Source organism: Rhodococcus globerulus (assembly GCF_019334125.1).
In the GTDB taxonomy this organism is placed as follows: Bacteria; Actinomycetota; Actinomycetes; order Mycobacteriales; family Mycobacteriaceae; genus Rhodococcus_F; species Rhodococcus_F globerula.
Genome location: NZ_CP079698.1, coordinates 3,852,128 through 3,873,166 on the forward strand (window position 1 = coordinate 3,852,128; position 21,039 = coordinate 3,873,166).

The 21,039-nt window shown below is 60.5% G+C and carries 20 protein-coding genes; 13 read left to right on the forward strand and 7 right to left on the reverse strand.

Annotated elements, in window-relative coordinates:
• Positions 1–1,095, reverse strand: coding sequence for a GGDEF domain-containing protein (locus tag KYT97_RS17550; RefSeq protein ID WP_219110336.1), 1,095 nt, complete (start codon positions 1,093–1,095; stop codon positions 1–3).
• A gap of 335 nt (positions 1,096–1,430) precedes the next feature.
• Between KYT97_RS17550 and KYT97_RS17555 the strand changes: the two genes are divergently transcribed.
• Together KYT97_RS17555 and KYT97_RS17560 are read left to right on the forward strand one after the other, a co-directional pair.
• Positions 1,431–1,862, forward strand: coding sequence for a MarR family winged helix-turn-helix transcriptional regulator (locus tag KYT97_RS17555; RefSeq protein ID WP_033233651.1), 432 nt, complete (start codon positions 1,431–1,433; stop codon positions 1,860–1,862).
• 129 nt (positions 1,863–1,991) lie between these two features.
• On the forward strand, positions 1,992–3,521 hold the full coding sequence (locus KYT97_RS17560; RefSeq protein WP_219113005.1) for an MFS transporter: 1,530 nt from the start codon (positions 1,992–1,994) through the stop codon (positions 3,519–3,521).
• Here KYT97_RS17560 and KYT97_RS17565 read toward each other — a convergent pair.
• From KYT97_RS17565 to KYT97_RS17575, 3 genes are all read right to left on the reverse strand, one after another.
• Complete coding sequence (locus KYT97_RS17565) at positions 3,505–4,143, reverse strand: YdcF family protein (protein ID WP_033233652.1); 639 nt, start codon at positions 4,141–4,143, stop codon at positions 3,505–3,507. The genes KYT97_RS17560 and KYT97_RS17565 overlap by 17 nt on opposite strands.
• Before the next feature lie 108 nt (positions 4,144–4,251).
• Positions 4,252–5,499, reverse strand: a complete 1,248-nt coding sequence (locus KYT97_RS17570; RefSeq protein WP_219110337.1) for a Tat pathway signal protein — start codon at positions 5,497–5,499, stop codon at positions 4,252–4,254.
• Positions 5,500–6,828, reverse strand: coding sequence for a lipase family protein (locus KYT97_RS17575; RefSeq protein WP_219110338.1), 1,329 nt, complete (start codon positions 6,826–6,828; stop codon positions 5,500–5,502).
• Between the two features lie 156 nt (positions 6,829–6,984).
• On the opposite strand from KYT97_RS17575, the gene KYT97_RS17580 reads away from it, so the two are divergent.
• Genes KYT97_RS17580 through KYT97_RS17590 form a run of 3 tightly spaced genes read left to right on the forward strand, consistent with a single transcriptional unit; the run spans position 6,985 to position 10,434 of the window.
• Positions 6,985–7,731: a succinate dehydrogenase cytochrome b subunit gene (locus KYT97_RS17580; protein ID WP_033233655.1), complete on the forward strand. Its 747-nt coding sequence runs from the start codon at positions 6,985–6,987 to the stop codon at positions 7,729–7,731.
• 4 nt (positions 7,732–7,735) lie between these two features.
• The gene (locus KYT97_RS17585) at positions 7,736–9,688 is read left to right on the forward strand and encodes a fumarate reductase/succinate dehydrogenase flavoprotein subunit (RefSeq protein ID WP_219110339.1); all 1,953 of its coding nucleotides are present in this window, start codon (positions 7,736–7,738) and stop codon (positions 9,686–9,688) included.
• Positions 9,685–10,434, forward strand: coding sequence for a succinate dehydrogenase/fumarate reductase iron-sulfur subunit (locus KYT97_RS17590; RefSeq protein ID WP_033233657.1), 750 nt, complete (start codon positions 9,685–9,687; stop codon positions 10,432–10,434). The genes KYT97_RS17585 and KYT97_RS17590 overlap by 4 nt, the downstream gene beginning before the upstream one ends.
• Here the strand turns inward: KYT97_RS17590 and KYT97_RS17595 are convergent, their stop codons facing one another.
• A complete protein-coding gene (locus KYT97_RS17595; RefSeq protein WP_033233866.1) occupies positions 10,435–11,895 on the reverse strand; it encodes an anion permease in 1,461 nt (486 codons plus the stop codon).
• Positions 11,896–12,039: 144 nt separating this feature from the next.
• On the opposite strand from KYT97_RS17595, the gene KYT97_RS17600 reads away from it, so the two are divergent.
• From KYT97_RS17600 to KYT97_RS17635, 8 genes are read left to right on the forward strand one after another with little or no spacing between them, the layout of a single operon-like run.
• Positions 12,040–12,393 carry a VOC family protein gene (locus tag KYT97_RS17600; protein WP_219110340.1) on the forward strand — a complete coding sequence of 118 codons (354 nt, stop codon included), beginning with the start codon at positions 12,040–12,042 and terminating at the stop codon, positions 12,391–12,393.
• Positions 12,394–12,441: 48 nt separating this feature from the next.
• Positions 12,442–13,491, forward strand: a complete 1,050-nt coding sequence (locus tag KYT97_RS17605) for a saccharopine dehydrogenase family protein (RefSeq protein WP_219110341.1) — start codon at positions 12,442–12,444, stop codon at positions 13,489–13,491.
• Complete coding sequence (locus tag KYT97_RS17610) at positions 13,488–14,072, forward strand: TetR family transcriptional regulator (protein WP_033233660.1); 585 nt, start codon at positions 13,488–13,490, stop codon at positions 14,070–14,072. Before KYT97_RS17605 ends, KYT97_RS17610 begins: the two co-directional genes overlap by 4 nt.
• Positions 14,073–14,093: 21 nt before the next feature.
• A complete protein-coding gene (locus tag KYT97_RS17615) occupies positions 14,094–14,720 on the forward strand; it encodes an SMI1/KNR4 family protein (protein WP_045065499.1) in 627 nt (208 codons plus the stop codon).
• A complete protein-coding gene (galT, locus tag KYT97_RS17620; RefSeq protein WP_219110342.1) occupies positions 14,717–15,817 on the forward strand; it encodes a galactose-1-phosphate uridylyltransferase in 1,101 nt (366 codons plus the stop codon). Before KYT97_RS17615 ends, galT begins: the two co-directional genes overlap by 4 nt.
• Entirely contained in the window at positions 15,817–16,947 is a 1,131-nt protein-coding gene (gene galK / locus KYT97_RS17625) for a galactokinase (protein ID WP_095887357.1), read from the forward strand. The genes galT and galK overlap by 1 nt, the downstream gene beginning before the upstream one ends.
• A 59-nt stretch (positions 16,948–17,006) precedes the next feature.
• Positions 17,007–17,456 carry an RrF2 family transcriptional regulator gene (locus KYT97_RS17630; protein WP_033233664.1) on the forward strand — a complete coding sequence of 150 codons (450 nt, stop codon included), beginning with the start codon at positions 17,007–17,009 and terminating at the stop codon, positions 17,454–17,456.
• A 31-nt stretch (positions 17,457–17,487) separates the two neighbouring features.
• Positions 17,488–18,681: a globin domain-containing protein gene (locus KYT97_RS17635; RefSeq protein ID WP_141486834.1), complete on the forward strand. Its 1,194-nt coding sequence runs from the start codon at positions 17,488–17,490 to the stop codon at positions 18,679–18,681.
• A gap of 12 nt (positions 18,682–18,693) precedes the next feature.
• Here the strand turns inward: KYT97_RS17635 and KYT97_RS17640 are convergent, their stop codons facing one another.
• Positions 18,694–20,475 carry a CocE/NonD family hydrolase gene (locus KYT97_RS17640; RefSeq protein ID WP_219110343.1) on the reverse strand — a complete coding sequence of 594 codons (1,782 nt, stop codon included), beginning with the start codon at positions 20,473–20,475 and terminating at the stop codon, positions 18,694–18,696.
• A gap of 126 nt (positions 20,476–20,601) precedes the next feature.
• Positions 20,602–20,982, reverse strand: a complete 381-nt coding sequence (locus tag KYT97_RS17645) for a cupredoxin domain-containing protein (RefSeq protein ID WP_033233666.1) — start codon at positions 20,980–20,982, stop codon at positions 20,602–20,604.
• Positions 20,983–21,039 lie beyond the last annotated feature (57 nt).

The window sequence follows — 21,039 nt, forward strand, 5'->3', positions numbered from 1 at the left end:
TCACACGACGCTGGCACGCACCTGATTTCCACCCTCACGTTTGGCTTGATACATAGCCGAATCGGCCACCCTGAACAGTGCGGAAACAATCTCGTCCACGGTTTCGTCCACTTCTCGGGGCGCCGTACGAATCGCGATTCCGATACTCGAACTGATTGCCGGTACGTCATTGTCACCACTCATGAATGTGGTGATCCGCGTCGACAGTTTTGCCACCGAATTGAAGGGCGCCCGCTCGAGCACTACAAATTCGTCACCGCCGACTCGAGCGATCAGAGCCGACTGCGACGTCCAGAGCCTGATGCGCAAACCGGTCCTGATGATTGTGTTGTCGCCGATATCGTGTCCGTGGAGATCATTGATCTCCTTGAATCGGTCGAGATCGATCACCACAACCAGAAGCGCATTGTGTTCGTCGATCTGCTCGCCCACGATGTCCGTCGCCCGACGTGAAAGCCCACGTCGATTGAGAAGCCCGGTCAGCGGATCGAATTCCGATGTTGTTGCATCCGAACTGAGCATCGCCAACATGATCTGTGAGACGACGGGAATCACATAGACGGTCGCGAGAGTGACACCTATTTTGGCAATTCCCAATCCTGGATCCGTGTTGTCACCAAACAGCAGCGGCCACCCCGCCATAATCGTGACCAGGGTGGCGAATACCAGGTGCCCGAGCTGCAACGTGGGGTTGTGGAAAAACGCGATGTAGCCACCGATCGAGGCAAAAACCACACAGCACAACAATCGTGCCAGCGGATCGACGTCCGAGAACGACGCCACCGCGATAGCAATATCGGAGCCGACAACAAAGGTGTAGGACCACAGCCGGGTTGGCGGAAACAGCCACCAAATGAGGGCAGCGATCAGGCAGGCTGCGACCACAACCAGGTTGACGGATCGCCAGAACGAACCTTGCGGTCCCACAGCACTCCACCTCATGAGGACGAGGATCAACCCCATCCCGAACGCAGTTCCGCCGACCAGGATTCGGCAAGCCGACACAAGACCACGGTCTTCGAGGTAACGCATGAAACTCTGATACTGATCGGGCAGACGCCACCACTGCGCGATCAGGTCGATCAACGCTTTCACGACGGAGCCTCGAACATACGAGGGCAAATCTCTCGCTTCCCCCAGGGTGGCCCACACTTGCCTGATTTCCCCGAAAATTCGGCCATAGCGTGCAGCATAGCCATAACGGACGGTCCGACCAACACGCTACGCTTGCAATATCGCCTGGTCAGGCAACTATCCAGCTACGGACCGTCCCGAATCAGACAATAGATCAGTCACCGCATCAAACCGTTAGGAGATTCTCAGGGCAATGACTAATTTGCATTCGGGTGACAATGAATCCGGAACTCGCATCCCGCACTCCTTCTGGTTGGATGAACACTTGAAGTCGACGCACCTAAGGGGTAGCAACAGTGGTTTCAGATCCCATCTCGGGCCTGCAGATGGAACTCGCCGATATGTGGCAGCGCGGGCGCGCTCGCGCCCGTAAGTACGCGCGGGCCATCCACCCCAAACTCGATCCGGCGCTCTACTCCGTCCTGGTTCTTCTGAACCGTTCGAATGCGGTTCCGATGTCGGATCTCATTGCTGCGCTCGATATCGAGAAGTCGACATTGACCAGACAAATCGATTCGGCCGAGCGCCTCGGACTGGTACAGCGGATCCCCGATCCCGATGACGCCCGGGCAAAGTTGGTTGCCCTGACACCCGAGGCCCGGGAACGTGTGACCACCGTCCAGAATCGTCAGGCCGACGAGTGGCGCGCACGATTGGCGACGTGGGATCCCGAGGACGTCATCGCGCTGACGTCGCTTCTGCATCGACTGGGCAGCATGGAAAACTAATCGCAAAACCGTTGCGTTCTACAACCAACTTAGCCTAATGTTGCATGTGTCAACTAACTAAGTGGGGTCGCCGTGGTCACGCATGAAGAAGTCGGATCGATCCGCCTGCAGGAGGCCCCCGCCGCTCCGATGTCGCACCGGCAGAAGATCGAGGCGCTTGTCGGACTTCTCCTCGGAATGTTCGTGGCCTTCCTATCCTCGACCATTGTCTCGAATGCCCTGCCGACCATCATCACCGAACTACACGGAACCCAGGATCAGTACACCTGGGTCGTGACGGCAACTCTTCTGGCTTCCACAGCCACAACGCCCATCTGGGGCAAATTCTCGGATCTCGTGAGCAAAAAACTGCTGGTTCAACTCTCCATCCTGATCTTCACCATCGGATCCATCCTGGCCGGACTCGCACAATCCGTCGGCATATTGATCGCCTTCCGAGTAGTGCAGGGCCTGGGACTCGGTGGCTTGCAGGCACTGGTCATCATCGTGATCGCAGCCATGTTCAGTCCTCGCGAACGTGGCCGATACCAAGGTCCGATCGCAGCCGTCATGTCGATTGCCACCATCGCCGGTCCACTCATCGGCGGCGTCATCGTAGATACCAGTTGGCTAGGGTGGCGCTGGACCTTCTTCGTCTGCGTCCCGTTGGCAGTGATCGCACTGATAGTCGTACAGCGCACCCTCAATCTTCCTGTAGTACGCAGAAAGGTCAAGATCGACTACGCCGGTGCGACTCTCATCGCCGGCGGCGTAAGCACACTCCTCATCTGGGTGACTTTGGCGGGCAAGAACTTCGAGTGGTCCTCCGGTATGTCGTTCTTCCTGTGCGGTCTCGGAATCGTGCTTATCGCCGCGGCAGTCTGGGTCGAGAGCGTGGTGGAGGAACCCATCATTCCCCTGCGGCTTTTCCGTGACCGCACCACCTCGCTCGCGACCTTCGCCAGCATCACCGTCGGTGTTGCCATCTTCGGCGGCGCGGTATTCCTCGGACAGTACTTTCAGATCGCACGCGGTTACTCACCCACTGTCGCAGGGCTTCTGACACTTCCGATGGTGATCGGATCCACCCTGTCGTCCAGTATCTCCGGCTCACTCATCACCAAGTTCGGTCGATGGAAGATCTTCCTCGTTGCCGGCGCGAGCACGATGACACTCGGATTCTTCCTGCTCGCCACCATCGACCACGCCACCTCAGTCGTCTGGATCGGCGTGTTTTTGTTCATCGCAGGCACCGGCATGGGCATGGTGATGCAAAATCTTGTTCTCGCAGTGCAGAATACGGTCGATGCGAGCGATCTCGGAGCGGCCAGTTCAACCATCACATTCTTCCGCTCGCTCGGCGGGGCAGCCGGAGTCTCGATCCTCGGCGCCGTTCTGTCGACACACGTGGCACATCTGACTGCTCAGGGCTTGAGCGCAATCGGCGTCGACGCAACGGGAGGCGCCGGGCTGTCCAATCTCAATGAACTGCCCGACGCCCTTGCCGACGTCGTCCGCATCGCGTACGGCGACGCCACCGCACGCCTGTTTCTGATTGCCGGAATTCTGGGGCTGCTCAGCCTTGTTGCCATCGCCTTCATCAAGGAACGTGCTCTGCGCACCCAGAGCGGTGACGAGCAACTGCTGGCCGAAGCAGAGTTGATCAAGTCGCAGCAATAACGCCGGCGACAAGCATTCTGCCTGCCACCGCAACCCTGAAGTCGATCATCGCCCGCTCGACATGGTTGGCGCTCGACACCACGACAACGCCGGTTGCTCCGCGGTCGGCCAAGATCTGCGAGGTGAACTGCGCGTTCTGCACTGTCGAACCCGATCGGCCTTCCTCGGTTATGCGGCCCGGGTGAACGCCATTGGCCACCAGCCAATCCCGCATAGCCCTGGCTTCGGTGACACCCGACTTGGGCGCACCGCCGCTGGTGATGATCGGTGCGGCTGGATACCTCTGCGCGAGGTACAAGGCAGCTTGCAGACGGTCGACCAACATATCTCGCATGGTGCCGTCGTCGAATAGCCCAGCGCCGAGCACAACGATGTTGGTTCCGACCGGATTCAGATCGAGGAGAAGCGGCGACCGCCTGGTCAACGTCTCTGCGCCCGTGCAGAACACGATCAATTCACGAATGGTGGTTTGACACCCACCAACTGTGGACAGAACGCCGTTGACCAGGGTAACGGGCGTGACATCAGCGCTGGCTGTTGCCGGCGAGAGTCCTACTCCTGCTACCGCAACCAACGAGGCTGCAACAATTCCTCTCAACACCGATTTACGCACAGTGACCATCAAATTGGACCCCCTGAAATGTCGGATGTCCGGTCACGGTAACGAGAATTTTGTCTTATTTACCCGTTTTGGCAGGATTGTTATTCAGGAAAGATCCTGGATCAACCGTCAGTTCCAGTCGATCTTGACCGCCGAGAGCATCGAACGGAGCAGGTCCGGCAGCTGCGCGATCATGCCCTGACCCGCAATCCGTTGAGATACCGGGGCGGCCAACGTCTCGCGCCACAGGACCGGTTGATCGTTCATGAGATCGCGGTAGACGGGAAGCAATTGGTTGGTGATGTATATCCAGCGCCCGTCTCGATCCGCCCAGTTGAAGTCCGGCAACGGAGTCGCGATTCTTGCTGCGCCAACCTGGAACTCGAGCGAATCGGACTCACGCGGTGGGATTACACCCGGCATCGACGGCGACGCGGCAAACGTGGTCAAGTACGTCAGAGCCCGACCGACGCTTCCGCGATAGTTCTTTGCCTCGTCCCATTGATCGCCGACGGATTGGTACTGCTCACGCCGAAGCAGTCGCACATTACCGTCGAACACCGCTTCCGGATTACCGGATGCAATGTTGCGCCAGGCAATTCGCGCATTTTCGTCGAGCAGGCCGGCCCGGTCCAGTTCGCCTATCCCGTCCGCCCCGTTGTGTATCCACGCCATATGCATGGGGATCAGGTCCGAGAAGATGTGTTTGCTCATGGCAATTACCTTGCCCTGGAACCACATCACATCCTCAGGTCGAATTTCGTGCCCCACCTGGAGCAACGCCTGGAGGTCTTCGGGCGCTGCCATCGATTGCGCGATGGGTGTGCCGACACGGTCGAGTTCGCGCCACACCACGGCCATAGCGTCGCTGATCGCTCGGATGTTCAGCACGACCCGCCCGAAATCCACGTCGAGTAGTCCCGCTGCAAAAGCCGGACCAACCATCCCACCCATTCCAGCCCACTGTAATTCACTGTGCTCGAGTTGGAGGCACTCGTAGAACGCAAAGGTATTGGTCAGGTTGCCGAGATTTGCGTGAACACCGTCGAACGGAGTCCAGGAGGCAAGGTCGATTCCCGCGGATTCCGTTCCGACTGCAAGCCAATACTGCTTCAGCAATACCTGATACCGCCGCGGATCCACCCCTGCCGATCTGGCCTCGTCGAGCAGGACACGAAGTTTCGCGGAATCGGAGGGCAGAGTCGGATGAAGCCCACCTGCGGCTTCGGCATCGGCGTTGACCGCGGTGAGATCGAGGTACCGATCCACCTCGCGCGCCGAAGCAGTTGTTCCTACCGCCATCGCGCTGCCAAGTGCAACCGAGCCCACCATAACAGTGCGGGCAAAATCTCTGCGCGTCAAAGACTTTCGGATCATCTACTTACTCTCTGCTTCATCGAATTCCGCAGCCAGCCAGGCGACGTCCTGCATCCCGAGCTGATCGGTAACCGTCTTGTACAGGTTGGTGACATAGTCGAGAGGCCCACACTGCGAAGGAATCAGATCGACGTCACCACCGTCGGCGCGATACGTATCCGCCAATTCCTGCGCCTCACTGAAGGGCACGAGAAAATCGTCTTCACAGGACGAGATAAGCAACTTCGACTTCGGTGCCTGCTTGCCCAAGGTGTTGTCCTCGTAGGCGGCCGCCAGCGCCGGAATGGTTCGGGGCGCTGGGTTGGTCAACAGAACATCGAACGGAACGAACGGAAGCGCCAAATACAGTGCTTGACAAGATGTCCGAAAAGCCGCAGCAACGTCGCGGCCAACCGGAGTGAAGTGATCGTCTAGCTTGATCTCCGGATACCCGGCATCAAAACCGAGGACAGACGAGAAGACAAACCCGGAACCGATGCCGCCGGCTGCAGTTGCCTCGAACGTTGCCGGATCGATCATCATCGCCTGGATCGCACTGGCCGTCACGTTCAGCTCTGGCGCGTAGGTATGGGCCTGCTCCGCCGCAAAGCCCGCCGCGACACCGCCACCGGCAACTCCGTAGATGCCAACCGGTGTATCGGATGCCAATCCGGCCTCGGGAAGCGCCAGCGCCGCTCGTACACCGTCGAGGGTGGCCTTGCCCGAGAACTGACCGACGGAGAACGGGTGCGGCGAGGTATCCCCGTCGTTTCCGACATCGCTCATCATGACGGCCCAACCGCGTCCGAACATCTCCGCAACGGGTCCGAGTGCCGAGAACATGGCCGGGTCGCTCTGATTTCCACCGGTCCACTGGTGACTGGGAGCGCAGTTGGCCCCGAGGCTGTCGTTCGCCTCGGCATAACCGATGATCTTGCGGTCAGCAGGAGCGGTGCCGTCCTCGGGAATCATCAGGATTCCGGTGCTGATCACCCGACGTCCGAAATGATCGGTTGTCGTGTACATGAGCTGGTAGGCGCTGACCGCGTCCGGTCGCACCTGATAGACCTGCACGCTCACTGGGCGGGCTTTGAGTAGGATTCCCGGCGCTGTGTCGCCACTGAGTTCTGGTTCGTCGAACCACGGATCATCCGACGAGAGTCCCAGTGGAGTGAACTCCCCCGAGATCTCACCACCCTGGAGAGCTCGCACAACCAGCGGATTGAAGACCTCGGACAGGTCGACAGCTTCCTGCGCCCCGGCCGGTGACCCCGCCGCGATCAGGGCAGCTGCCAGGACAGATGCAGCGCCGACGCACACTGCTCGTCGTCGTGACGTCGAGTTCACCATCGCCTACGTCTTCCTTACTTCCGAGTAATATTGTCCGTTACATAACCATTGACCGGCACGAACCGACAAGTCGCACTGCGTTCCCCTGCTCAATTACACAATCACGCCTAGGCTGACGACACCTATCCGGCACGTCTGGCTTGGGAGGTTTTACGAGTGAGTGTTCCGACCCGCGTACCGCACGCCGGTGCCGATTCAACACGGTCACGCCCACGCCCGTCGAACGTCACGTGCAAGATTCTGATGGCAGTGACGGGGCTGATCTTTGCGGCATTCGTGGTCGTCCACATGATCGGCAATCTGAAGGTGTACACCGGCGCCGAACACTTCGACGACTATGCACACTGGCTACGAACCGTCTTCGAACCGTTCCTTCCCTACGAAGGATTGCTCTGGATTCTCCGCATCGTTCTACTGGTCTCGCTGATCGCCCATGTGTGGTGCGCGTGGCTTCTCACCCTTCGCGCGCGCAGAGCCCGAGGACCGTTCCGCCGCAAGGGGTTAGGACTTTCGTCGTTCACCGCCCGGACAATGCCGGTGACCGGAGCAGTTCTCCTGCTGTTCATCGTCTTTCACATCCTCGACCTCACAACCGGCACCCGCCCGATCGGTAGCACCGAATACGAAGCGGCCACCCGATCGCAGAGTTACGCCTACGATAATCTCGTTGCCAGCTTCGAACGCCCCGCTGTCGCTGCCTTCTACATACTCGCGATGGCCCTGCTCGCTATGCATCTGGCCCACGGATTATGGAGTGCCGTCAATGATCTCGGTGTGACCGGTCAGCGGTTCCGCCAAGTTGCGGTCGCACTCGCCGGCATCATCGCACTGGTTGTCATGGTGGGAAACATGTCGATCCCCATCGCCGTTCTCACCGGACTCGTCTCGAAAACAGGAGCGTGATCAGATGAGCAGCTTCGACGCCGACGACCTGCGAACCATCGGTACCCCGATTGACGGTAATGTCCCGCCGGGAGATCCGTCGAGGGCCTGGCCGAACCGCAAACTCGACTACAAACTCGTCAGCCCACTCAATCGCCGCAAGTTCACGGTCATCGTTGTCGGTACCGGACTCGCCGGCGCGGCCTGTGCCGCATCGCTCGGCGAATTGGGTTATCACGTCGAGTCGTTCACGTTCCACGATGCACCGAGACGCGCACATAGCGTCGCCGCTCAAGGCGGCATCAACGCAGCCCGCGCCTGCAAGGTCGACAACGACAGCCTCGATCGATTTGTCAAGGACACCGTGAAGGGCGGCGACTTCCGTGGACGCGAGGCGGACTGCTTCCGGCTAGCCGAGGAATCCGTGCGGGTGATCGACCATATGAATGCCATCGGCGCCCCGTTTGCACGCGAATACGGCGGCACGTTGGCCACCCGATCGTTTGGTGGCGTCCAGGTTTCGCGCACGTACTACACGCGTGGGCAGACGGGCCAGCAGTTGCAGATAGCGTCGTCGCAGGCACTGCAACGACAAATCGCTGCCGGCACCGTGAACCTCCATACCCGCACCGAGATGCTCGATCTCATCGTCGCAGACGGACGCGCCCAGGGAATTGTGACGCGCGACCTCGTGACCGGCGAAATCAGGTCCACCACAGGACATGCGGTTGTCCTGGCGTCGGGCGGCTACGGCACGGTCTTCCACAAATCGACTCTTGCCAAGAACTCCAACGCCACTGCCGCGTGGCGAGCGCACCGGCGCGGCGCATTGATGGCGTCTCCGTCCTTCATTCAGTTCCACCCCACCGCACTTCCCGTCAATTCCGAGTGGCAGTCCAAGACCATCCTGATGAGCGAGTCGCTCCGCAACGACGGCCGCATCTGGGTACCAGCACAACCGGGAGACAGTCGCGAACCCGGAGACATCCCCGATAGCGAGCGCGACTACTACCTCGAACGCAAGTACCCCGCCTTCGGCAATCTCTCACCCCGCGATGTTTCCTCGCGCGCCGCCCGTGAGCAGATCGATACCGGTCATGGCGTCGGCCCACTGAAAAACAGTGTGTACCTGGATTTTCGAGATGCGCTCGCGCGATTGGGTCGAAAGACCATCGAAGAGCGGTACGGAAACCTCTTCTCGATGTATCGCGATGCCACCAGTGAGGATCCCTATACAGTGCCGATGCGTATTGCACCGGGCGCGCATTTCACCATGGGTGGCCTCTGGAACGACTACGACCAGATGACGTCGATCCCAGGCCTGTTCGTCGGCGGCGAAGCCGGCTGGGGGTACCACGGAGCAAACAGGCTCGGCGCCAATTCCCTGCTCTCCGCCTGCGTCGACGGGTGGTTCACCCTTCCCTATGCAATTCCGAACTACCTTGCACCCCTGCTCGGCACTCCCGAACTCAGCCTCGACGACGAGGCGGTGGTGTCGACGCTCAATGACGTTCGAGGACGAGTCGAACTCCTGTTGTCTGTAGGTGGCAAGCACGGCCCCGACAGATTCCATCGCCGACTCGGCGAGATCCTGTATGCGGGTTGCGGAGTCACCCGTTCGGCAGAAGGGTTGACAAAGGCCATTACGGAGATCCGGGAACTGCGCGGCGAATTCTGGTCGGACCTGCGGGTTGTGGGAACCGGAAACCAGTTCAACCAGGAACTCGAACGGGCTGGGCGGGTCGCTGATTTTCTCGAACTCGCCGAACTGATGTGCGTCGACGCGCTCGACCGGGACGAATCATGCGGAGCACATTTTCGTGCCGAGCACCAGACGTCGGATGGTGAAGCACTACGCGACGACGATCGCTGGTGCTTTGTCTCGGCCTGGGAAACCGCCAAGGACGGTCGGCACATCCGTCACGACGAACCGTTGTCCTTCACCGCTGTTCCGCTGCAAACGAGGAACTACGCATGAAAATCACTGTGGACGTGTGGCGCCAGAATGGACCTGAATCTTCCGGCGCCTTCGATACTTATCAGGTTGACGACGCGAGCGTCGAGATGTCGCTGCTCGAACTTCTCGATCGACTCAATGATCAACTCGTCGAAGAGGGCAAGAGCCCCATCGCGTTCGATTCCGATTGCCGCGAAGGTATTTGCGGTTCGTGCGGTATCACCGTCAACAACACCCCGCACGGGCCGGTGGCCAACACGCCGACGTGCCGCCAGCATCTTCGTAGTTTCTCGGACGGTGATCGAATTGTTTTGGAGCCGTTCCGTTCTGCGGCGTTTCCGGTGGTACGGGATCTGGTGGTCGACCGGTCGGCTATGGATCGCGTTCTCGAGGCCGGTGGCTATGTTTCCGTCAACGCCGGCACGGCACCTGACGCCGACAGTCAACCGCTCTCCCATCAGAATGCCGAAGCCGCGCTGGACTTTGCGGCCTGCATCGGATGCGGCGCCTGTGTTGCCGCGTGCCCCAACGGAGCGGCCCATCTGTTCACGGGTTCCAAACTCACCCATCTGTCGCTGGTAACGCAGGGTCGCAACGAAAGAGGCAAGCGCGCCCGCGCGATGTCCGATCAGATGGAAGCCGACTTCGGGCCGTGCTCGACCTACGGCGAATGCGCAAAGGTGTGTCCAGCCGAGATCCCGTTGACGGCAATCGCCGCCGTCAACAAGGAATCCATGCGGTTCAGCTTGCGCCGCAAGGACAACTGATCACCAGGCACCGATCACTTTCATCCACGCGCCACCGATGATCGTCCAGATGAGGATGAGCACAACGCTCATGACAAACCCGATTCGGAACCACTCGGAGGTCTTGATGTACCCGGAGCCGTAGACAACTCCGGCGGGTCCGGACGCGTAGTGCGAGATACCGCCGAACAGGCTGCCGATGAATCCGAACACCAAGGCCGAGAACAGTGGTGGAGCGCCCGTGGCAACCGCTGCGCCGAGGAACACGGCGTACATCGCGACGATCTGCGCCGTGTTGGAAGCAAACAGGTAGTGCGCGTAGAAGTAGACCAGTGTGAGAATCGCGAATGCCCAGATCCACGGCAGCCCGTCGACACTGGACGAGACCTGGCCGCCGATCCACGCGATCACGCCCAACTCTTCGAGATGACCTGCCATACCCACCAATACAGCGAAGAAGACCAGCGTCTGCCATGCGCCTTTATCCGTCACCAGGTTGTTCCAGCTGAGCACCTTCGTGACAAGGAGGATCGCGATGCCGACAAACGCCGTGGTGGTGGCGTTGACGTTGAGTTGTGTACCCAGGCACCAGAGCACAAGCAGCAGAATGAACGTTGCGGCCATGATCTTCTCGTCGCGGCTCACGGGACCGGCCTTGCGTAGCTCGTCCCTGGCCTGCTCCGGAGCTTGGGGGGTTTTCAGCATGGTCGGCGGGAAGATCTTGGACATCACCCACGGGATCGCGATCAAGCTGGCAATTCCCGGCACCGAAGCCGCCAATGCCCATTTACCCCAAGATATCTCGATACCTAGCTTGGCGGCCGCGTCGACGGCTACCGGATTACCGGCCATGGCGGTGATGAACATGGCCGAGGTGACCACGTTGACCTGAAGTGAGGTGAGCAGCAGATACGCGCCGAGCTTCTTCCGGGATTCCTCCGGTTCCGGATTGGAATCCTCGAGTTTGCTCAGCGAGACGATGATCGGATACACCACGCCGCCCGCTCTCGCGGTATTCGACGGTGTTGCCGGCGCAAGAATCAGATCGGTCAGCGCCATCCCGTAAGACAGTCCAAGACTTGACTTTCCGAGTTTCGTGACGAACATCAACGCGATCCGTTTGCCCAGACCGGTGACCAGAAAACCTTCGGCAATGAAGAACGAGGCCACAATCAGCCAGATCGTGGTGTTACTGAAGCCGGCAAGCGCCTCCGAAGGCGTCTCCGTCTGTGTGATCATCGCAATCGACAAGCCGACGAGGGCAACTGATCCGGTGGGCAGCGGTTGCAGGATCAACGCGACGATCGTGCCGACGAAGATGCCGAGCATCTGCATACCTTTGGGATCGACACCATCCGGCACAGGCAGGAAGAAGATGATCAAACCGAGGATCACGGGCACCGCAGCGGGGTAGTACCGCTTCATCATCGACGGTTCGGGTTCAACTACAACATCGGTGTGCTCGGATTTGGCCTCGGACATTTGCATCTCCTCGACTTGTCGCCTGACGGTGATTGTCCCCCACTTGCCCGAATTTCGTGCGGTCAATCGCCACAACACCTCTCGACATGTCCCGGCGCGCAGGCAATTATCGAAGTTACCTATTGTCGACGACCGGGAGACCGCATGCGCTCACAACGAATCACGACCAACCTCAATGTTCCCGATGTAGAGACGGCAAAGAGTTTCTACGCCGACTTCCTCGGCCTGAGCACCGAGGAGTTCAACATGGGTTGGGTGGCACGCTTCGCGTCTCCCGACTCCGATGCGCATGTACAACTCGTCACGCATGATGCGACCTCCCCCGAGGACTCGGTCATCTCCGTCCACACCGACGACGTCGACGGCGCGTACGACGAAGCCCGGACACTCGGATACGAGATCGTGCACCCACTGACAACCGAAGTGTGGGGTGTGCGCCGGTTCCTGGTCCGGGCCCCGGACGGCAACGTGGTCAACATCGTGGCTCATCGGGACTGACACCGGGACCGTTCGACGTTTTAGGTCATTTGACCTAGAGTTGGATGCATGACCGACACACTGCGCCACGACCCAGACGGCGCCATCCTCGTAGCTGGTGGATACGGAACCGTCGGCAGCGCGCTGACCGCCCTGCTTGCACCTGACTTTTTGCTACTCCTGACCGGACGTACCCCCGAGAAGGGCGCCGAGTTGGCCCGTCGGCACGGAGCTTCGGTCCGCCGCTGGGACCTCACCGATCCGACGCCTTTCGACGCCTCGGCACGTGCGGTCGTGTCGACCGTCAACGATCCACACGATCGTGTGTTGACTGCCGCGGTCCAAGCGGGAATACCGTACGTGGACATCACCCGCTGGACTACGAGGGTAGCCCGCGCAGCCACGTTGGCAAGCCAGATGTTGCCCACCGCACCGGTTTACCTGTCGTCCGGCTGGATGGGCGGTGTCACCAACATCGTTGCCGCCGCGCTCGCGGAAGAGCTCGGCGGCGCCGAGCTGATCGACGTCTCGATTCGCTACGACGTCAACGACATTGCCGGCCTCGACTCCGTCGAGTTCATGGACCGTCTCGGTCAGGACTTCGAGGTTATGCAGAACGGAAACCCGATCACCGTCAGCCCATTGACGGATACCCGCTGGGTGGATTTCCCGGGATCGCGCACCAAAGTCGGAAGGATCGACACTCCCGAGCAATTCACGTTTCCCATGACCCTGAACGTCGACACTGCAAGCACTCGAATCGGTTTCAGCTCGAATGCTTCCACGACAGCACTGCTTGCCGCCAAGAAGGTCGGTCTGTTTCGGTGGGGACGCGGAGAACGCTTCACCTCGCTACGACGCGGCTTGCTGTACTCACCCGGCACAGGCGGTAGCGCTCAGGTACGAGTCGACGTCACCGGCGCCAACGGTGCTACAAGCGCAACAATTGTCGATCCGCAAGGCCAGGCGCATCTCACAGCAGTAGGCGGCGCACTCGCAGTGCGGCACGTCCTGAGCGACGACGCACGTCCCGGAGTTGCTTTCCCCGAATCAGTTCCGAATCCGGGCCACGCTATCTCCGAGCTGGAGAATCTCGCCGTGGCAGTATTGCGGACATGACCCCGACCAAGGGCGCCATTCGCGCGGCAGCACTACTCGACGCTGCAGAACAGGTACTGACGACGCAGGGCAACGCAAACGCGGCCATGCGAGACTTTGCCGCCGCGGCCGGTGTGCGGGTGGGGCACCTGCAGCACTACTACCCCACCCGTGCCGACCTGATCCGCGCCGTCATGGCGCGCGCGTTGACCCGTTCGCTCGACCGGCTGGCCGCCGTGACGGACACACAGCAGACCGTGTCCCGCGAGGAATCCGAGCAGTTCGTCAGAATCCTGCTCGGCGAACAGGACGATCCTGCCACTGTTCGGCTGTACGTCGAGGTGTGGGCGTTATCCGCCGCCGACGAAGAAGTCTCCGTTGTGGTCCGAGATTTCTACGCGCAGTACATCGCGCACGTGGAGCGGGTTGTCGTGTGCACACAACCAGATCTTGATGCGGCGGGGCGAACAGCAACGGCGCAGACGATTGTCAGCCTGCTCGAAGGTTCTGCGGTTCTCCGCTCGGGAATCGCGGGCCGCAAGTCCGAGGATTCGGACCGGGCACTGGTGAGCACGCTGCAGTACCTGATTCACGGGTCCTGACGCGGACGTATCGTAAAGCCCATGAGCGTTGCAGACGAATGGGGTCGAATCACCACTTGGTGCCGCACACACGCACCGGTGACGGCTGCCGCGTTTCAACCAGGACTCAGCGACAACATCATCGACGAGTTCGAGGCGTCGACCGGTGTTTCCTGGCCCCAGGATCTGCGTGACCTCTATCGAGTCCAGAACGGCAGCCTGACTCACGACGACAGGACCGGACTCTTTCTCGGAAGCGTTCTTCCCGACAAGTTCTTGTACCCCATCGACGTCGCGACGGAGGTTCGTCTCACGCTGCTCGAAACGTGGGACGAGACGATCTACGAGAATCCCGACCTCTATCCCGCAGACGAAATGGATCGACGCGATCGGGACGATGCAGGTACTGCTGCAAACATGTTCATTCCGACGTTCATTCCCTTCGCCGGACTGGACGAGTACCACTTTTTCGTGGACACACGGGGCGGTGCCCTGCACCATTGCGTCACCGAATACGCCTCGGACGGGACCGACAACGGCGGACCGATCTGGGCGTCTGTCTCGGTCATGCTGGCGGCCCACGCCACCGCACTCGAGACGGGCGACACCATCGGAGTGTGGAAACCCGTTGTGAGCAAGGGTGTTCTGGAATGGGAAGTTGACGCATGACGCCAGCGCCCGGTCCGACGCGTCGTACGCTGGCCGACGGTCGACACATCTTCTACTTCGACGACGCGGGCGCCACCCACACGCGGACCGCCCGCGATCTACGCGAACTACCGTCCGCCACAATCGAGTCGCAGATGCGCTACGACGTACTGACCGGCCAGTGGATCACGATGGCGTCGCATCGTATGACGCGAACGCACCTGCCCACCACAGCCGAATGCCCGCTCTGCCCCACCACTCTAGCCGGCGCGCCCACCGAGATACCCGAGGCGAACTACGACGTCGCAGTGTTCGAGAACCGGTTTCCCAGTTTTGTGCCCGCGCAAGACGAATTATTGTCCGCCAACCGCTTCGGGCCCGATGATCGGCGCGCGGTCGGCCATTGCGAGGTGATGTGCTTCTCGAGCGATCACACCGCGTCGGTGGGCGAACTACCTGCCGAACGCCTGCGCACTATCGTCGGCGCGTGGATCTCGCGAACGGAGGAGTTGTCGGCGGATCCGTCGGTGGAGCAGGTGTTCTGCTTCGAGAACCGCGGAGAAGAGATCGGTGTGACTCTCAGTCATCCCCACGGACAGATCTACGCCTACCCCTACGTCACACCGCGAACCCAGGCAATGCTGGTTCAGGCGGACAAGCACTTTCAGAGCACCGGACGCTCACTCCTCGCGGACGTCCTGGCCTTCGAACGACAAGACGGCGCCCGGGTGGTGTACTCCGGGAAGCATTGGAGTGCCTACGTCCCGGCCGCCGCGCGCTGGCCCATCGAGATTCATCTGGCACCGCACCGCGATGTTCCCGACCTCCCGTCACTGAATACCGAAGAGCGCGAAGAGCTTGCGCAGGTCTATCAAGACCTACTCCAGCGTATCGACAGCTTCTACCCGGGAATCGACCGCGTGCCGTACATAGCGGCGTGGCATCAGGCCCCGATCCGCATCGACCGGCACCTCGGGCGGTTGCACCTGCAGTTGTTCTCGATCCTGCGTGCACCCGGCAAGCTCAAGTATCTCGCCGGGTCCGAATCGGCGATGGGCGCCTGGATCAGCGACACGGTGCCGGAGGCAGTTGCGACCCGCCTACGTGAGCTCGCCTGATGAGTTCCGTATCGAAAGATTCTGTACTCCATCAGTTCCACAACGCGTACGGATATCAGGCAACCGGCGTGTGGTCGGCGCCGGGCCGCGTCAATCTGATCGGCGAGCACACCGATTACAACAGCGGGTTATGTCTGCCCGTCGCTCTCGAGCAGCGGACGCTGGTAGCAGTTGCCCTGCGCGACGACCAGACAGTTCGCATACACAGCAGGCAGTCCGACGAGACATATGTGGGAGCCGTCGGCGAGATCGGAGCAGGCTGGGCGGCTTATCCCACAGCAGTCCTGTGGTCACTCGCCCGCGAAGGCATGACCGTTGCCGGCCTCGATCTGGTCATCGACTCGTCGGTTCCGGTAGGGGCAGGTCTGTCCAGTTCAGCGGCCCTGACCTGTTCAGTTGCACTGGCGGTCAATGATCTTCAGGGCGCAAGCCTTACCAGGGATCAGCTGGTGCAGGTGTGTATTCGAGCGGAGAACGACGGCGTCGGCGCACCGACCGGCGGCATGGATCAAACCATCGCGATGTTCGCCAAGCCGTCGACCGCCCTGTTACTCGACTGCCAGGACGGATCTATCGAACACATTCCCTTCGACCTCCGCGATGCCGGATTCGAACTCTTGGTCATCGACACGCGCGTGAAACACTCACTTGCGGACGGACAGTACGGGCTGCGCCGCACCCAATGCACAGATGCAGCAGCGGTTCTCGGCATCACCAGTCTACGAGAAGCCACCGCGGAGCAGGCTGAATCCCTGAGCGATCCGATACTCCGGGCGCGGGCACGGCATGTGGTTACAGAAATCAACCGAACGTTGTCGGCCGCAGAACTTCTGCGCATCAGAAGATTCGGCGACATGGGTTCACTGCTGAACAGCTCCCACGCTTCGCTGCGCGATGACTTCGAAGTCTCGTGCAATGAACTCGACGTCGCGGTCACCGCTGCCCGACTCGGCGGCGCTGTGGCTGCCCGGATGACCGGCGGCGGATTCGGCGGATCAGCCATCGCACTGATGCCGGCGGGGAAGTCCGCCGCTGTCACCGCATCCATCTGCGAGGCCTTTACAGCGCGAACCTGGCAACCGCCCCGTTTTCTTCACGTCGCCCCGGGCGGTTCGGCCACCCGCCTTTGAGCTCGAGATCCCCCTCACATAAATAGTCATCTCAGATGCGAATTATGTAGATTCAGGTCATGCAACTGACGCAGTTCACCGACCTGGGATTGCGCGTCGTCATGCGGCTGGCCGTACTCGACGCCGACGCCTCCCCCAGTACGCGGGTAATTGCCGAGCAGCTCAACGTGTCGTACGCCCACGCAACCAAAGTGGTCACACGACTCGGCGAACTGGGCATAGTCAACACCAAACGCGGGCGCGGTGGCGGGCTCTCCATCACCGAGCTGGGTCGGACCGCCACCATCGGCTGGCTCGCCAGACGCCTCGAAGGGCCCGGGGAGGTTGTGGACTGCGAAGGCGACAAACCGTGCCCTCTGCGCGGCGGATGCCTCCTGCGGAGTGCACTCCACGACGCGCAAGAGGCATTTTTTGCCTCACTCGACGGAGTCACGATCGAAGACGTGACGCGCCAACCGTCCAAAAATGTTCTGCTTCGCCTCACCACTCGGAGCGACGAAGCAGGCTGAACAACCGAATTTCGACCGAACGGAGCATCTCATGCTTTCCAGTGCGTCAACCGAGGTCATTCGCGCCACCCTCCCCGTGGTCGGCGCCGCCATCGGAGAAATCACAACGCTGTTCTACCGCAAGATGTTCGAGGCCCAGCCCGAACTCGAACGTGATTTGTTCAACCGTGGTAATCAAAAGCAAGGCGAACAGCAGAAAGCCCTCGCCGGAGCGATCGCCGCCTTCGCGACACTCCAGCTCGAACCCGACAGCGCCAAGGTCGATCTGATCCTTTCGCGTATCGCCCACAAGCACGCGTCGCTGGGAATCACCCCGGACCAGTATGTAATTGTGCACGAGCACCTCTTCGCCGCAATCGTCGAAATACTCGGCGATGCAGTCACTCCCGATGTCGCGAAGGCGTGGGACGAGGTCTACTGGCTGATGGCGGAAACGTTGATCACCATGGAGCGTGGGCTCTATCAGCTCGCCGGAGTCGAACCCGGAGACGTCTGGCGGACGGTGCGAATCACCGAACGCGTATTGCAGTCTGCCGATACCGTGTCACTGACACTCACGTCACTCGACGGCAGCATTCTCCCCACATTCGCTCCCGGACAGTATCTTTCAGTCGGGGTAGTCCTCCCCGACGGCGCTCGGCAAATCCGGCAATACAGCCTCTGTTCCGTGCCGAGTAGTGCCGACTGGCGCATCAGCGTGAAGAGGATTTCGGGCACGCCCGACGGCGAAGTATCGAACTTCCTCTACAACAACGCTTTCGAAGATTCCGAACTGTCGGTAACCACGCCGTTCGGCGATCTGATGATGCCGGAGGACGATTCGCCGCTCCTGCTCGCGTCTGCCGGAATCGGATGCACGCCGATGATCGGCATGCTCAATCATCTCGTAGATACCGGCGCTCAGCGCTCGGTGTCGGTAATTCACGCGGATCGCTCCATCGCTGATCACGCTCACCGAGCTGAACTCAGCGAGCTGGTCGGCAAGATCCCGGCCGCAACACTGCACCGCTGGTACGAAGACCTCGGTTCGTTAGCACCCCTCGGCGCTGTTCACGAAGGACGTGCCGATCTGCGTGAGATCGAACTCGAGCCGAACACACAGGCATTCCTCTGCGGCCCGATGCCGTTCATGCTGTCCATGCGCGAATCGTTGATAGCACGCGATGTTCCGGCGCAGAATATCCACTACGAGGTCTTCGGGCCGGACAGCTGGGCAAATATCTGAAGTGACGGCCGGCTAGCCCACCACCGGAAGCTGCAGCGGGCCTGAGGCGTCGGCAAAGATCGTCACCGGCATCCCGGCCAGACCGCCCCGGAAGCTGATGTCTCCCCCTGTGATCGCAAGTCGCACAGCATGACCGGGTTCGAAACGATGGACAATCGCGGGCATGGTCACCGGCACCGGTTGCGACGGATCACTGATCCTGATCGGCGCGATCAAACCGTTGATCAACGTCGAGGTTCCGTCGGGCGCCACGTCGTACACCTTGGCGAACACCACCGGTTGGCCGGGCGCCGCAACCCGCAACGTGACAGTCGGCGAACCGACAACGTCCATTGTGTCGGTCATCGGAGCCGAGGTCCACAAGGCCTCGGTTCCGGGGATCTGCACATTCGGAATATTGCCTGCCGGAGCGATATTGAGCGGTTCGATGCCGGTCGGAAGCCCCGCCGGAGCGGTGATTATGGTGTTCGCTCCGGGTACCGGCGGTACACCGCCTGGCAGCAGTGCGCCATCCGCGGAGAGATGGAAGTCCCGGTTGCTGCCGACATTCACGGTATTCGACGTCGCATAGGCCGGCGCTGCATTTCCCTCGTAGTCGATCCAATTACGGAAGTAAGCAAATTCCGGCCCGGTTTCGGTGTTCTCGTCCCGAAGATAGTGGTCGAACCAGTCGAGGAATCGGCCTGTTTCGTACTGAGTTTCGGCGTCCGGAGCACTGAAGCTGAATTCGCCTGGCGCAGCAGCCAAGTGACTGTGCCCCCACGAATGCCAGATCATCTTCACATCCACACCACGGCTTTTCAGCGCTTCATAGGTGGCCGTCGCCTCGTTCAAATCGAACAGAGTGTCCTGCTGCCCCTGCGCGAGCAACACCGGGATCTTGATCTGATCAATGTAGGACGCGACCGACGACGCCCGCAGATCCGCGACTATCTTCGGACCCACTTCACCTGTAACCACTGCCTGCGCAATGGCATTGCACATGTACGACACGTAGTTCGGGCAACCCTCGAGCCGCGCGGGATCGGCGATATACCCGTCGACACCAGGATTCGTGACTCCCAATCCGAACAGCAACGACGCGAACAGCACCTTGGACGCACCGGGTTCCACCGTCGAGACGCCGGTGACGATGCCGGTACTGTTGGGCGCCAACGAATACGACAGATCGTTCCACGTGATCATCGGGATGATCGTGTCGATGCGCGGATCGACACCGGCAGCGGCAAATTGAATACCGCCACCGTACGATCCGCCCGACATACCGACGCGAGGATCGTTGATCGACGGCGCTCCGTTGTGGTCCACCGAGTCTCGAACCACCACGTCTAGAGCCGGAAATGGTTGCGTCAGACCAGGATCAGTGAATGCAATTCCTTCGCTGCCGCCAAGGAAGCTGACCAACTGTGACGCGGCGATGCCGTCGTATGCAGGAGCATCGAGGGTGATCTTGCAGGTGGTTCCGCCGAAGCCGAGGCCCGAATACGTCAGACCCACGTACCCGTTCTCGGCAAGAAATTGCACCATCGGTATCTGATCTTTGTACGATCCGCCAAAACCATTGGTGGTCAGGATCGCCGGCGCCCGATTTCCGGCACTGACGCCGTCAGGGATGGTCAGCTCGCCGACAACCGTGCACTGCGTAGCCCGATCGGGGCCGACCTGAACCGAAAAGTACAGAAGCTGTGACGAATACGTACTGTCTGCGAGCGCGGGCGGCGCGAAGCCGAAGGCGCAAACCACTAACGTGACGATACTGATTACCAGTCTCCGGCGCACCCGCATACCGTACACCCGGAACTGTTTCCGGGCCGGTTATTTACGGCAAAACTCATCCCTCCCAACAGAGCGAAAGTACCTTTCGGCGCATTGAAGGCGACCAAGATACCTTTCGCTCGGAAGGGGGCTGATCACTTCCTCTCAATCCTCCACGGTCAAGGTCCCGTGCATGTCCGAGAAGTAGGTGCAGTGGAACGCGTAGGACCCTGGTTCCTCGGGCGCTGTGAGACGTGCGACTTCGTTCTCGTTGACAATGACGTCGAACAACCCTGGTGTATCAGACGTAACGGAATGCTCGTCATCAGTGTTGTTGCGGACCGTGACAGTTTGACCCGGCATCACGGGGGCCGGTGTGGAGTATTCGAAGCCGTTGATCACAATTTCCGCTGCCTGTGCGTTTGCAGCGGTCACTCCCATCTCGGCAGAGTGATTGCCGTGGGAATCGGTGCTGGTGTCACCACACCCGATCAAGGCAAATGTCGACAGGAACAGCGCCGCGATTGCGGCGACGATCCTTCTCATGGGTACCGCCTCCTGGTCGAATCCCCCCGTCATCCCCCAATGCGATGATTACCCCTG

Bases quoted from the DNA above. Each gene is read 5' to 3' on its own strand.
- KYT97_RS17560 (WP_219113005.1), top strand. From the start codon at position 1,992: ATGTCGCACCGGCAGAAGATCGAGGCGCTTGTCGGACTTCTCCTCGGA.
- KYT97_RS17565 (WP_033233652.1), bottom strand. From the start codon at position 4,143: ATGGTCACTGTGCGTAAATCGGTGTTGAGAGGAATTGTTGCAGCCTCG.
- KYT97_RS17570 (WP_219110337.1), bottom strand. From the start codon at position 5,499: ATGATCCGAAAGTCTTTGACGCGCAGAGATTTTGCCCGCACTGTTATG.
- KYT97_RS17575 (WP_219110338.1), bottom strand. From the start codon at position 6,828: ATGGTGAACTCGACGTCACGACGACGAGCAGTGTGCGTCGGCGCTGCA.
- KYT97_RS17585 (WP_219110339.1), top strand. From the start codon at position 7,736: ATGAGCAGCTTCGACGCCGACGACCTGCGAACCATCGGTACCCCGATT.
- KYT97_RS17590 (WP_033233657.1), top strand. From the start codon at position 9,685: ATGAAAATCACTGTGGACGTGTGGCGCCAGAATGGACCTGAATCTTCC.
- KYT97_RS17595 (WP_033233866.1), bottom strand. From the start codon at position 11,895: ATGTCCGAGGCCAAATCCGAGCACACCGATGTTGTAGTTGAACCCGAA.
- KYT97_RS17600 (WP_219110340.1), top strand. From the start codon at position 12,040: ATGCGCTCACAACGAATCACGACCAACCTCAATGTTCCCGATGTAGAG.
- KYT97_RS17605 (WP_219110341.1), top strand. From the start codon at position 12,442: ATGACCGACACACTGCGCCACGACCCAGACGGCGCCATCCTCGTAGCT.
- KYT97_RS17610 (WP_033233660.1), top strand. From the start codon at position 13,488: ATGACCCCGACCAAGGGCGCCATTCGCGCGGCAGCACTACTCGACGCT.
- KYT97_RS17615 (WP_045065499.1), top strand. From the start codon at position 14,094: ATGAGCGTTGCAGACGAATGGGGTCGAATCACCACTTGGTGCCGCACA.
- galT (WP_219110342.1), top strand. From the start codon at position 14,717: ATGACGCCAGCGCCCGGTCCGACGCGTCGTACGCTGGCCGACGGTCGA.
- galK (WP_095887357.1), top strand. From the start codon at position 15,817: ATGAGTTCCGTATCGAAAGATTCTGTACTCCATCAGTTCCACAACGCG.
- KYT97_RS17630 (WP_033233664.1), top strand. From the start codon at position 17,007: ATGCAACTGACGCAGTTCACCGACCTGGGATTGCGCGTCGTCATGCGG.
- KYT97_RS17635 (WP_141486834.1), top strand. From the start codon at position 17,488: ATGCTTTCCAGTGCGTCAACCGAGGTCATTCGCGCCACCCTCCCCGTG.
- KYT97_RS17645 (WP_033233666.1), bottom strand. From the start codon at position 20,982: ATGAGAAGGATCGTCGCCGCAATCGCGGCGCTGTTCCTGTCGACATTT.